Here is a 13,348-nt window from a genome sequence, read left to right on the forward strand (position 1 = left end):
AAATACTGTGTGAAAAAGATAAATTCTCTTGTGAGCATCGCTTACTGCAAGAATTTCCTAATTTCACTTTGCATTTTACGGGCTTTGTATCCTATATGAGTAATATCCAAAACATGTCCTTAGAGGACATCATGGGAGAGCGCTTTGGGCGCTACTCCAAATACATCATTCAAGACCGGGCTTTGCCAGACATTCGTGATGGATTGAAGCCGGTTCAACGCCGTATTCTTTATTCGATGAATAAGGATGGCAATACTTTTGATAAGAGCTACCGTAAATCAGCCAAGTCTGTCGGGAACATCATGGGTAATTTCCACCCACACGGAGATTCTTCTATCTATGATGCCATGGTCCGCATGTCTCAGGACTGGAAAAACCGTGAGATTCTAGTTGAAATGCATGGGAACAACGGTTCTATGGACGGGGATCCGCCTGCGGCTATGCGTTATACCGAGGCCCGCTTGTCTGAGATTGCAGGCTACCTTCTTCAGGATATCGAGAAAAAGACAGTTCCTTTTGCTTGGAACTTTGACGATACGGAGAAAGAGCCAACTGTCTTGCCAGCAGCCTTTCCAAACCTCTTAGTCAATGGTTCAACCGGGATTTCAGCTGGTTATGCCACAGATATTCCACCGCATAATTTGGCCGAAGTTATTGATGCGACAGTCTACATGATTGATCATCCGACTGCCAAGGTCGATAAGTTGATGGAATTCTTGCCTGGACCAGATTTTCCTACAGGAGCTATCATCCAAGGCCGTGATGAGATTAAGAAAGCCTATGAAACTGGTAAGGGGCGCGTGGTCGTTCGTTCCAAGACTGAAATTGAGAAGCTAAAAGGTGGTAAGGAACAAATCGTTATCACTGAGATTCCTTATGAAATCAATAAGGCTAACTTGGTCAAGAAAATCGATGAAGTTCGTGTCAATAACAAGGTAGCAGGTATCGCTGAGGTTCGTGATGAGTCTGACCGTGACGGTCTTCGTATCGCAATTGAACTTAAGAAAGATGCGAACACGGAGCTTGTTCTCAACTACCTTTTCAAGTACACTGACTTGCAAATCAACTACAACTTCAACATGGTGGCGATTGACAATTTCACACCTCGTCAGGTTGGGATTGTGCCAATCTTGTCTAGTTATATTGCCCACCGTCGTGAAGTTATCTTGGCACGTTCTCGCTTTGACAAGGAAAAGGCTGAAAAACGTCTCCATATCGTGGAAGGTTTGATTCGCGTTATCTCTATTTTGGATGAAGTCATTGCCCTTATCCGTGCTTCTGAGAATAAGGCTGATGCCAAGGAAAACCTCAAGGTCAGCTATGAATTTACGGAAGAACAAGCTGAAGCTATCGTTACTTTGCAACTTTATCGTTTAACGAATACAGACGTGGTTGTCTTGCAAGAAGAAGAAGCAGAACTTCGTGAGAAGATTGCTATGCTTGCAGCTATTATCGGTGACGAACGAACCATGTACAATCTCATGAAGAAAGAACTCCGTGAGGTCAAGAAGAAATTTGCGACTCCACGTTTGAGTGCTTTAGAAGATACAGCAAAAGTCATCGAGATTGATACAGCTAGTCTGATTGCTGAAGAAGATACTTACGTCAGCGTGACTAAGACAGGTTACATCAAGCGTACTAGTCCTCGTTCTTTCGCAGCTTCGACCTTAGAGGAGATTGGGAAACGGGATGATGACCGATTGCTATTTGTCCAATCTGTCAAAACCACCCAGCACCTCTTGATCTTTACAACGCTTGGGAATGTCATTTACCGCCCTGTCCATGAGTTGGCAGATATCCGTTGGAAGGATATCGGGGAGCACTTGAGTCAAACGATTACCAACTTTGAAACTAATGAAGAAGTGCTCTATGTTGAAGTTGTGGATCAGTTTGAGGATGCGACGACCTACTTTGCAGCGACTCGCCTTGGACAAATCAAACGTGTTGAACGCAAAGAATTCTCTCCATGGAGAACCTATCGCTCTAAGTCTGTCAAGTATGCTAAGTTGAAAGACGATAGTGACCAGATTGTAGCAGTAGCTCCGATTAAATTGGATGATGTTTTGTTGATTAGTAAAAATGGATATGCCCTTCGCTTTAATATCGAAGAGGTTCCAGTTGTTGGAGCCAAGGCTGCAGGTGTTAAAGCTATGAATCTGAAAGCAGATGATGAGCTTCAAGCTGCCTTTATCTGCAATACTTCATCTTTCTATCTTTTAACGCAACGTGGAAGCTTGAAACGTGTATCAACAGAGGAAATTCCAGCAACTAGTCGCGCTAAGCGTGGTCTTCAAGTTCTGAGAGAATTGAAGAGTAAACCACATCGCGTCTTCTTGGCCGGTGCTGTCTCAGAACAAGGATTTATCGGAGATCTCTTTAGTACAGAAGTAGAAGATGGCGAACAAACGCTTGTCATTCAATCAAATAATGGAACGATTTACGAAGCCATCCTACAAGATTTGAATCTATCAGAGCGTACAAGTAATGGAAGCTTTATCTCAGATACTATTTCTGATGAAGAAGTTTTTGATGCCTACCTCAAAGAAGTCTTTAAAGAAGATAAAGAAAATTAAAAATCAGTCCTAGTGACTGATTTTTTATAAGCAAAATTTTCAGAAAATTACAAATAATACTTGAATTTTTAGGAGAATAGTGTAGAATAGAACACAAAGCTTGATTAGAATAAAGGAGATTGTCATGACAGTTACAATCGATTGGGAAAATCTCGGTTTTTCCTATATGAAACTACCTTATCGTTATATCGCTTATTATAAAAATGGACAATGGACTCAAGGAGAATTAACCGAGGACTCAACTCTTCACATTTCAGAATCATCTCCAAGTCTTCACTATGGACAACAAGCATTTGAAGGATTAAAAGCCTATCGTACAAAGGATGGTAGCGTACAACTCTTTCGTCCAGATGAAAATGCCAAACGTCTGCAACGCACCTGTGATCGTCTCTTGATGCCTCAAGTTCCGACAGAAATGTTTGTAGAAGCATGTAAAGCAGTTGTTCGTGCTAATGAAGAATACGTACCACCTTATGGGACTGGTGGAACCCTCTACCTCCGTCCACTTTTGATTGGTGTTGGAGATATCATTGGGGTAAAACCAGCAGAGGAGTATATTTTCACCATCTTTGCCATGCCAGTTGGAAATTACTTTAAAGGGGGTTTGGTTCCAACAAACTTCTTGATTCAAGATGAGTATGACCGTGCTGCACCAAATGGAACAGGGGCTGCCAAGGTTGGTGGGAACTATGCAGCTAGTCTTTTGCCAGGAAAAATGGCTAAATCCCGTCATTTCTCAGATGTTATTTATCTTGACCCCTCAACCCACACCAAGATTGAAGAAGTCGGTTCAGCAAACTTCTTTGGGATTACAGCTGATAATGAGTTTGTAACGCCATTGAGTCCATCAATCTTGCCATCTATTACCAAGTACTCATTACTTTACTTGGCAGAGCATCGATTGGGCTTGAAGCCTGTTGAGGGAGATGTACCAATTGATAGTCTGGATCGATTTGTAGAAGCAGGTGCCTGTGGTACTGCAGCCGTAATTTCACCTATTGGGGGAATCCAACACGGTGATGATTTCCATGTTTTCTACAGTGAAACAAAGGTTGGTCCAGTGACTCGTAAACTATACGATGAATTGACAGGTATCCAATTTGGTGACATTGAAGCACCAGAAGGCTGGATTGTAAAAGTAGATTAAACATTTTTAAAGGAGATCTTTATGAAAACGAAAAAGTGGATGTTAACAGCAGGAGTGGTCCTGAGTACAGCAGTTCTTCTTGTGGCTTGTGGTAAAGCTGACAAGGAAGCAGACGCACCTACTACCTTCTCTTACGTCTATGGAGTAGACCCATCATCTTTGGACTACAGTATTGCAACTCGTACTTCAACAACGGATATCATCGGTAACGTTGTTGATGGATTGTTGGAAAACGACGAATATGGGAATTTGGTTCCATCTCTAGCTGAGGATTGGAGCGTCTCACAAGACGGTTTGACTTATACTTATAAACTTCGTAAAGGAGTTAAATGGTATACCTCAGAGGGTGAAGAATACGCTGAAGTAACTGCGCATGACTTTGTTACAGGATTGAAACACGTTGCAGATGGTAAATCAGACGGTGTCACTCTTATTCAAAACTCCATCAAGGGCTTGAATGAATATATGACTGGTGAGACTAACGACTTCTCAACAGTTGGAGTTAAGGCGTTGGACGATTATACAGTCCAGTACACTCTTAATGCACCTGAAAGTTTCTGGAATTCAAAAGTGACTTCAGCGACCATGTTGCCGGTAAACGAGGAATTCCTCAAAGCTTCTGGTAAGAACTACGGAGCAGTAAGTCCATCTGGTATTCTTTATAACGGTCCGTATATCCTCAAGACTTTGACTTCAAAATCGTTAATCGAATACGAAAAGAATCCAAATTATTGGGATAAAGAGAAGGTTAAAATTGAGAAGGTTAAATTGACCTATTATGATGGTTCTGACCAAGAATCATTGATCCGTAGCTTCTCTTCAGGTGTTTATACAACAGCTCGTATCTTCCCAAGTAGCTCAAACTTTGCTTCTACTTTGGAACAATACGGAGACAAAATTACTTACAGCCCACAGGATTCAACTAGTTACTACTTTACCTTTAACGTAAACCGTCAATCTTACAATAAGACTGCAAAAACAAGTGAAGAACAGAAAACTTCTACAAAAGAAGCAATGCTGAACAAGGACTTCCGTCAAGCAATCAACTTTGCCTTCAACCGTCATTCATATGCTGCACAGCTCAACGGTGAAGATGGTGCGGATAAGATTATTCGTAACAGCCTAGTTCCAGATAACTTTGTACAATCTGGCGGTAAAAACTTTGGTGACATCGCTCAAGCAGAATTGGTTAACTACGGTGACCAATGGAAAGGCGTTGAGCTTGTAGACGGAAAAGATACTATCTACAATCCTGATAAAGCCAAAGCTTCATTTGAAAAAGCTAAGAAAGAATTGGAAGCAAAAGGTGTAACTTTCCCAATTCACTTGGATGTTCCAGTTGAGCAAACAGATACCATTGCTGTTCAACAAAGCAATTCCTTCAAACAATCAATCGAGTCAACTCTTGGTTCTGAAAATGTCGTGATTGATGTCCTTCAGATGACCGATAACGAAAAGGAAAGTATTACATCGCAAGCGCGTGTTCCAGCTCAAAAAGACTATGACTTGAATAGTACTGGATGGGCTCCAAGCTACCAAGACCCAGCAAGTTATCTCAATATCATGGATCCTAAGACTGGTTCTGCTATGAAACACCTTGGTATTACTAAAGGAAAAGACAAGGAAGTAGTAGCTCAACTTGGTCTAGACGAATATAAGAAACTCTTGGATGATGCGGTTTCTGAAACAAACGATTTGGACAAGAGATATGAAAAATATGCTAAAGCTCAAGCATGGCTCACTGATAGTTCTCTCTTGATGCCAACAGCTTCATCAGGTGGCTCACCAGTTGTCAGCAACGTCGTTCCATTCTCTAAACCATACTCACAAGTAGGTATTAAGGGTGATCCATATATCTTCAAGGGAATGAAATTGCAAAAAGAAATTGTATCTGCTAAAGAATATCAAGCAGCTCTTGAAAAATGGCAAAAAGAAAAATTGGAATCAAACAGTAAATACCAAAAAGAACTAGAAAGTCATGTCAAATAAAACAGACTAGTATTTTTGGAATAAAGGGGCCTTTATGGAATGGATTAAACTAATAGGGATAGTTATCATTGTGATTGGTTTTATCTATAAATTAGATACCATCGCAACGGTAGTCTTAGCTAGTTTAGTTACAGCTCTAGTTTCTGGAGTTTCTCTTGTTGAGTTCTTGGATATTTTAGGAAGAGAATTTAGCAATCAACGAGTTCTTACGATTTTTATGGTAACCTTGCCCTTGGTTGGTTTATCTGAAACTTTTGGCCTCAAGCAACGTTCAATTGACTTGATTCAAAAGATTAAAGGACTGACCGTAGGAAGTTTTTATACCGTTTATTTCTTTTTTCGGGAACTTGACAGTTTCTTTGCCATTCGTATCGGAGGGCAGCCACAGTTTGTAAGGCCTTTGGTTCAACCCATGGGACAAGCAGCAGCAGAGTCACAATTAGGTAGAAAATTAACGGAGCAGGAGAGCGAAGCGCTAAAAGCGCGTGCAGCAGCAAATGATAATTTTGCAAATTTCTTTGCTCAGAACACTTTCGTTGGTGCAGGTGGTGTCCTCTTGGTGGGGGGCACACTGGACCAATTGGGTTACGAAAGCAATTATGCAGGAATTGCTTCAGCTTCCCTTATAGTTGCAGGGCTTGCCCTTATTGTAGTAGGAATTTACAATTATCTGTTTGATAGAAAACTACTAGCAAATAAAGTTAGTAAAGGAAAGGAAGAATGACTAATCTAGCAAGACAGTTATTAGAGGTGACCTATATTGTGATTGGTTGTCAATTCCTTCATACGGCTTATTGTAGCTATAGAGATAAAACAAACCCAGTTCGCTATGGAACGGCTGGGTTTTGGGCGTTATTGGGCATTAGTTTTATTGGCGGTTCTTATCTACCATCTATCTGTATTGGAGTTATCGTAGTGATATTAGCACTATTAACTCTCTTTAAACAGGTTCGTATTGGAACCTTGCCGTCTCTGGATGAAGTCAAGGCCAATATTGAAGCTAGACGACTAAAGAATAAAATTTTTATTCCGGTCATGCTGATGGCTTTAATTGCTTTGGTATTAGCAAAAATGATTCCTGAGTTTAGTAAGATTGCTATCAGCCTTGCAGCATTTTTTGCAACCCTGTCTCTTCTTTTCATTACCAAGAGTTCTCCTAAGAGCTTATTAGCAGAAAACAATCGAATGGTCCAACAAGTTTCAACCAGTGGTATTGTTCCTCAGCTTTTAGGAGCTTTGGGTGCGATTTTTACCGTAGCAGGAGTGGGAGACTTGATTTCGCATTTGATAAGCGGTCTAGTGCCTTCGGGTAGTCGTTTTATGGGTGTGGTAGCTTATGTCCTTGGTATGGTTCTATTTTCCATGATAATGGGTAATGCATTTGCTGCTTTCACAGTCATTACAGCTGGAATTGGTGTTCCCTTTGTATTTTCCTTGGGAGCAGATCCAATAGTGGCGGGTGCTCTTGCTATGACAGCAGGTTGTTGTGGGACTCTATTAACCCCAATGGCTGCCAATTTCAATACTCTACCTGTGGCCCTTCTGGATATGAAAGATCCAAATGGCGTTATCAAAGCGCAAGTAGGAGTAGCTACTGTCATGATTATCATACATGTATTTCTGATGTACTTTTTGGCATTTTAGTAAAGGAAATAAAATGAAAATATTAGTAACAGGTTTTGATCCTTTCGGTGGCGAAAAGGTCAATCCGGCTCTAGAAGCTGTTAAATCGTTACCGTCTAAAATTCGTGGAGCTGAGATTGCTTGGGTAGAGATTCCAACAGTCTTTTATAAGGCGTCAGAAGTTTTAGAAGCAGAAATCGAAAAATACCAACCAGATGTTGTTCTTTGTATTGGGCAAGCCGGAGGAAGGGCGAGTTTAACTCCTGAGCGAGTCGCCATCAACCAAGATGATGCTAGAATCCCAGATAATCAAGGGAATCAGCCGATTGACACTCCTATCCGCGAAGATGGTCAAGCTGCTTATTTTAGCACTCTGCCTATCAAAGCAATGGTACAAGCCATAAAAGAGGAAGGATTACCAGCTACTGTATCCAATACAGCAGGAACCTTTGTTTGCAACCATTTGATGTATCAGGCACTCTATTTAGCTGATAAAAAGTTTCCAAATATGAGAGCGGGCTTTATGCATATTCCCTATATGACAGAACAAGTGGTTAATAAGCCTAATACTGCATCCATGTGCTTAAGAGATATTGTCAGAGGGATCGAAGCAGCGATTGGCGCTATTGTAGACCATAAAGATAAAGATTTGAAATTAGTCGGAGGGACGACTCACTAATTATAAAAACTAAAGAAAAAAATCCCTATTTTATTCAGATAACTCTTTATCAATATTGGTTTGATAGAGAGTTTTTTCTTGCTAGATTGAGGAATTTCTTGTAAAATAGAAAAAATGAAAAGAGGTATCGTATGAGTAAAAAAGATAAAAAAATTGAGATTCAATTAGCTGATGCTAAAGTAGCAGTTGGAAAAGATAATTACTCTGGTTACACATTAACAATCGGGAAAAAAATAATCGGTGAAATTGCCGAACTAGATGACCAATTTGCTATCGTAAAGAATGGAAATGTCGATAGTTTTTACAAGAATCTTGAAAAAGCTGTGGAAATATTGATTGAGAACTATAATTTAGCAAAATAATGCTTGTTTTTTGCAAATTTTCATGATATAATAGTTTTCGTTGATTGTCGGAGAGATAGCGAAGAGGCTAAACGCGGCGGACTGTAAATCCGCTCCTTCGGGTTCGGGGGTTCGAATCCCTCTCTCTCCATATCACCATTGGGGTATAGCCAAGCGGTAAGGCAAGGGACTTTGACTCCCTCATGCGTTGGTTCGAATCCAGCTACCCCAGTTCTTAGGTAATAAATTCAAGATAAAAAGAAAAATATCTTAGGGTATTTTATTTTTATAATTGAAGACGTTCGAGATGTTCATGTCGTTGCGGGTGCTTAGGAAAAAAATTATAAGTATGTCAAGTTGGAAAAACTTGATTGTTGGAGGATTTTTTAGATGAATGAATTTGAAGATTTGCTAAATAGCGTTAGCCAAGTTGAACCTGGTGATGTTGTTAGTGCTGAAGTATTGACAGTTGATGCTAATCAAGCTAACGTTGCAATCTCAGGAACTGGTGTTGAAGGTGTCTTGACTCTTCGCGAATTGACAAACGATCGCGATGCTGATATCAATGACTTTGTAAAAGTAGGTGAAGTATTTGATGTTCTTGTACTTCGTCAAGTAGTTGGTAAAGATACTGATACAGTAACATACCTTGTATCTAAAAAACGCCTTGAAGCTCGCAAAGCATGGGACAAACTTGTAGGACGCGAAGAAGAAGTTGTTACAGTTAAAGGAACTCGCGCTGTTAAAGGTGGACTTTCAGTAGAATTTGAAGGTTTGCGTGGATTTATCCCAGCTTCAATGTTGGATACTCGTTTCGTACGTAACACTGAGCGTTTCGTAGGTCAAGAATTTGAAGCTAAAATCAAAGAAGTTGATCCTAAAGAAAACCGCTTTATCCTTTCACGTCGTGAAGTTGTAGAAGCAGCTACTGCAGCAGCTCGTGCAGAAGTTTTCGGTAAATTGGCTGTTGGTGATGTTGTAACTGGTAAAGTTGCTCGTATCACAAGCTTCGGTGCTTTCATCGACCTTGGTGGTGTTGATGGATTGGTTCACTTGACTGAATTGTCACACGAACGTAACGTTTCACCAAAATCAGTTGTAACTGTTGGTGAAGAAGTTGAAGTGAAAATCCTTGATCTTAACGAAGAAGAAGGACGTGTATCACTTTCACTTAAAGCAACAACACCTGGACCATGGGATGGCGTTGAGCAAAAATTGGCTAAAGGTGACGTTGTAGAAGGTACAGTTAAACGTTTGACTGACTTCGGTGCATTTGTTGAAGTATTGCCAGGTATCGATGGACTTGTTCACGTATCACAAATTTCACACAAACGTATTGAAAATCCTAAAGAAGCTCTTACAGTTGGTCAAGAAGTTACTGTTAAAGTTCTTGATGTTAATGCTGATGCAGAACGCGTTTCACTTTCTATCAAAGCTCTTGAAGAACGTCCAGCTCAAGAAGAAGGACAAAACGAAGAAAAACGTGCTCCACGTCCACGTCGTCCAAAACGTCAAGAAAAACGTGACTTTGAACTTCCAGAAACACAAACTGGATTCTCAATGGCTGACTTGTTCGGAGACATCGAGCTTTAATCAATCAGATTTAATTACAAATCCTTTGTTGTTGAAACAAGGGATTTTTCTTTTTTCAACTAGTATTTTTTGATATAATGGTTTTATGTTATATTCCGAAAAAGAATCCATTTATCAAATGGTTAATGATCAGCTTACTGCACTTTTAGAAGGAGAGCCTAATGTTTTAGCAAATTTATCAAATGCTAGTGCTCTCTTAAAAATGAACTTTCCGCATACTGTTTTTGCGGGTTTCTATCTGTATGATGGAAATGAGCTTATTTTGGGCCCATTTCAAGGTGGAGTTTCATGTGTTAGAATTGCGCTCGGAAAAGGAGTTTGTGGAGAGTCAGCGGCTAGCCGTCAAACAGTTATCGTTGGTGATGTCAAGACTTATCCAAACTATATTTCTTGTGATAGTAGTGCTCGTAGCGAGATTGTACTTCCTATGGTAAAAGATGGGCAACTTCTGGGTGTATTGGATTTGGATTCATCTCAGGTAGATGATTATGATTACATAGATCAACAGTATTTAGAAGAGTTTGTGTCCATTCTACTAGATAAAACAGAATGGAAATTTTCAATGTTTGAGGAGAAAGCATAATGTATCAGGCGCTTTATCGAAAGTATAGAAGTCAAAATTTTTCACAGCTAGTAGGCCAGGAAGTTGTTGCTAGAACCCTTAAACAGGCTGTGGAACAGGATAAGATTAGTCATGCTTACTTATTTTCTGGGCCTCGTGGAACTGGTAAAACCAGTGTAGCTAAAATATTTGCTAAGGCTATGAATTGCCCTAATCAAGTAGGGGGAGAACCATGTAATAACTGTTATATATGTCAAGCTGTAACGGATGGAAGTTTAGAAGACGTTATTGAAATGGATGCAGCTTCTAATAATGGGGTTGATGAAATTCGTGATATTCGTGATAAATCAACTTATGCTCCAAGTATAGCTCAGTATAAGGTTTATATCATTGATGAGGTTCATATGCTTTCAACAGGTGCCTTTAATGCCCTTTTGAAAACACTGGAAGAACCAACTCCAAATGTTGTTTTTATTTTGGCAACGACTGAGCTCCATAAAATTCCTGCAACGATTTTGTCTCGTGTTCAACGATTTGAGTTTAAATCTATTAAGACTCAGGATATTCGAGATCATATCTTCCAGATTTTAGAAAATGAAGGGATTGATTACGAAACAGAGGCTGTTGAAATTATTGCTCGACGGGCTGAAGGTGGAATGCGAGATGCCCTGTCAATTCTTGACCAAGCATTAAGTTTAACCCAGGAAGCTACCTTGACAACTGCAGTCTCAGAAGAAATCACAGGGACCATTAGTTTAAGTGCCTTAGATAATTACGTAGCTGCTTTAGCTCAAAAGGATGTACCGGGCGCCTTGGAAAATCTTGATCTGATTTTTGAGAATGGAAAGAGCATGACACGATTTGTAGTTGATTTGCTGCAATATCTACGTGATATCTTAATTGTTCAAGCAGGCGGAGAAAATACACATCATAGTGATGCATTTGAGAGAAACTTAGCTCTTCCGCAGGATGTCTTGTTTGAGATGATTAGCCTTGCTACTAGAAGTCTATCTGACATTAAGTCTAGTCTACAACCTAAGATTTACGCCGAAATGATGACCATCCGTTTAGCAGAAATTGATTTTCAACCAGAACTTTCAGGTGAGGTAGCTGAAGAGTTGTCCTCTCTTCGAGAAGAAGTTGCACGATTGAAACAAGCTCTTGCCAATGTTGGTTCTAACCCTAAGCAAACAAGCCGTCCGACCAGCTCTAAGTCAATCTATCGTGTGGACCGAAATAAGGTGCAGTCTATTCTTCAAGAAGCAGTAGAAAATCCAGACTTGGCCCGACAAAACTTAATTCGTCTTCAGAATGCTTGGGGAGAAGTCATCGAAAGTTTATCAGGTCCAGATAAGGCACTCTTGGCTGGTTCTAAACCGGTTGCAGCAAACGAACATCATGCGATTTTGGCTTTTGAATCGAATTTCAATGCTGGTCAAACCATGAAACGAGACAATCTTAACACCATGTTTGGCAATATTCTTAGTCGTGCTGCTGGATTTTCTCCAGAGATTCTTGCTATTTCTATGGAAGAATGGAAGGAAGTTCGAGCTGCATTTTCAAGCAGAGCTAAAGGTTCTCAAGAACAAGTCAATAAGGAAGAGACTGAGGAGTCAATTCTTCCTCAAGGCTTTGAATTTTTAGCAGATAAAGTGACCATAGCAGAAGACTAAAAGGAATTGGTGGTAGTAGACTATGAACAGACAACAATTTATTATCATGGCCTTATTTACTGCTGCTGAGACTTATTTCTTTAATGAATCCATCATGGAGCAACGGTATATCGTGGCCTTTCTTTGGGTTATTTTGATCCTAAGAAATTTTCGCGTGAGTTATATCATGGGTAAAATTGTGAGCGCTATAGATGATCATTTTCAAGGGAAGAAGTAGCTCCTAGCTTCTAGACAAAATCAAAGCCTTTTAGGCTTTTTTTTGTTATACTATTAAAGTATATTTATTGACATTTTACCGTATTTTTCAAAGGCTTTAAAAAGTTAATTTTAAGTGAATACGGTAAGGAGAAACGAAAAGAAAGGAACTATCATGTCAGTATTAGAGATCAAAGATCTTCACGTTGAAATTGAAGGAAAAGAAATTTTAAAAGGGGTCAATCTGACTCTTAAAACAGGAGAAATTGCAGCTATCATGGGACCAAATGGTACCGGTAAGTCTACTCTTTCAGCTGCTATTATGGGGAACCCAAACTATGAAGTCACTAAAGGTGAAGTCTTGTTTGACGGTATAAATATCCTTGAATTGGAAGTTGATGAGCGTGCGCGTATGGGACTTTTCCTAGCTATGCAATACCCATCAGAAATTCCTGGAATTACTAATGCCGAATTTCTTCGTGCAGCTATGAATGCAGGAAAAGAAGATGATGAGAAGATTTCAGTTCGTGAGTTTATCACTAAACTAGACGAGAAGATGGAATTGCTCAACATGAAAGAAGAAATGGCAGAGCGTTATCTCAATGAAGGTTTCTCTGGTGGTGAGAAAAAACGCAATGAAATTCTTCAGCTTTTGATGTTGGAACCAACTTTCGCCCTTCTGGATGAAATTGACTCTGGTCTTGATATTGACGCTCTTAAAGTTGTTTCTAAGGGTGTTAATGCCATGCGTGGTGAAGGCTTCGGTGCTATGATCATTACTCACTACCAACGTCTTTTGAACTATATCACACCAGACGTGGTACACGTGATGATGGAAGGTCGTGTTGTTCTTTCTGGTGGTCCAGAATTAGCTGCGCGTTTGGAACGTGAAGGATACGCAAAACTAGCTGAAGAACTTGGCTATGACTACAAGGAAGAATTGTAATTCCCTCGTATCTTTTAGGAGAAGTAA

Annotated in this window: 12 protein-coding genes and 2 tRNA genes; all 14 read left to right on the forward strand. The window is 40.0% G+C overall.

Annotated features, from left to right (window positions below; translation table 11 throughout):
- The first annotated feature begins 95 nt into the window (after nt 1-95).
- Nucleotides 96-2,573 (forward strand): DNA topoisomerase IV subunit A, encoded by a 2,478-nt coding sequence (parC, locus tag KJR31_RS01545; RefSeq protein ID WP_214261764.1) that lies wholly within the window; start codon nt 96-98, stop codon nt 2,571-2,573.
- 124 nt (nt 2,574-2,697) lie between these two features.
- Nucleotides 2,698-3,720, forward strand: coding sequence for a branched-chain amino acid aminotransferase (locus tag KJR31_RS01550; RefSeq protein WP_214261765.1), 1,023 nt, complete (start codon nt 2,698-2,700; stop codon nt 3,718-3,720).
- 21 nt (nt 3,721-3,741) lie between these two features.
- Nucleotides 3,742-5,709, forward strand: coding sequence for a peptide ABC transporter substrate-binding protein (locus KJR31_RS01555; RefSeq protein ID WP_214261766.1), 1,968 nt, complete (start codon nt 3,742-3,744; stop codon nt 5,707-5,709).
- A 34-nt stretch (nt 5,710-5,743) separates the two neighbouring features.
- The gene (locus tag KJR31_RS01560; RefSeq protein ID WP_214261767.1) at nt 5,744-6,433 is read left to right on the forward strand and encodes a 5-oxoproline transporter, DUF969 family subunit; all 690 of its coding nucleotides are present in this window, start codon (nt 5,744-5,746) and stop codon (nt 6,431-6,433) included.
- Entirely contained in the window at nt 6,430-7,353 is a 924-nt protein-coding gene (locus KJR31_RS01565; protein WP_214261768.1) for a DUF979 domain-containing protein, read from the forward strand. Before KJR31_RS01560 ends, KJR31_RS01565 begins: the two co-directional genes overlap by 4 nt.
- Nucleotides 7,354-7,366: 13 nt before the next feature.
- Entirely contained in the window at nt 7,367-8,011 is a 645-nt protein-coding gene (pcp, locus tag KJR31_RS01570; protein WP_214261769.1) for a pyroglutamyl-peptidase I, read from the forward strand.
- A gap of 131 nt (nt 8,012-8,142) precedes the next feature.
- A complete protein-coding gene (locus KJR31_RS01575; protein WP_214261770.1) occupies nt 8,143-8,373 on the forward strand; it encodes a DUF2969 domain-containing protein in 231 nt (76 codons plus the stop codon).
- Nucleotides 8,374-8,422: 49 nt separating this feature from the next.
- A tRNA-Tyr gene (locus tag KJR31_RS01580) sits at nt 8,423-8,503 on the forward strand.
- Nucleotides 8,504-8,512: 9 nt separating this feature from the next.
- Nucleotides 8,513-8,584 (forward strand) — tRNA-Gln (locus tag KJR31_RS01585).
- A gap of 158 nt (nt 8,585-8,742) precedes the next feature.
- On the forward strand, nt 8,743-9,945 hold the full coding sequence (gene rpsA / locus KJR31_RS01590) for a 30S ribosomal protein S1 (protein ID WP_006145742.1): 1,203 nt from the start codon (nt 8,743-8,745) through the stop codon (nt 9,943-9,945).
- An 85-nt stretch (nt 9,946-10,030) separates the two neighbouring features.
- On the forward strand, nt 10,031-10,528 hold the full coding sequence (locus KJR31_RS01595; protein ID WP_214261771.1) for a GAF domain-containing protein: 498 nt from the start codon (nt 10,031-10,033) through the stop codon (nt 10,526-10,528).
- Nucleotides 10,528-12,180 (forward strand): DNA polymerase III subunit gamma/tau, encoded by a 1,653-nt coding sequence (gene dnaX / locus KJR31_RS01600; protein ID WP_214261772.1) that lies wholly within the window; start codon nt 10,528-10,530, stop codon nt 12,178-12,180. Before KJR31_RS01595 ends, dnaX begins: the two co-directional genes overlap by 1 nt.
- A 22-nt stretch (nt 12,181-12,202) precedes the next feature.
- Nucleotides 12,203-12,397 (forward strand): DUF3272 family protein, encoded by a 195-nt coding sequence (locus KJR31_RS01605; RefSeq protein ID WP_214261773.1) that lies wholly within the window; start codon nt 12,203-12,205, stop codon nt 12,395-12,397.
- Between the two features lie 153 nt (nt 12,398-12,550).
- A complete protein-coding gene (gene sufC, locus KJR31_RS01610) occupies nt 12,551-13,321 on the forward strand; it encodes a Fe-S cluster assembly ATPase SufC (protein WP_049499867.1) in 771 nt (256 codons plus the stop codon).
- Nucleotides 13,322-13,348 lie beyond the last annotated feature (27 nt).

Source organism: Streptococcus infantis (assembly GCF_018499575.1).
Lineage (GTDB): Bacteria > Bacillota > Bacilli > Lactobacillales > Streptococcaceae > Streptococcus > Streptococcus infantis_K.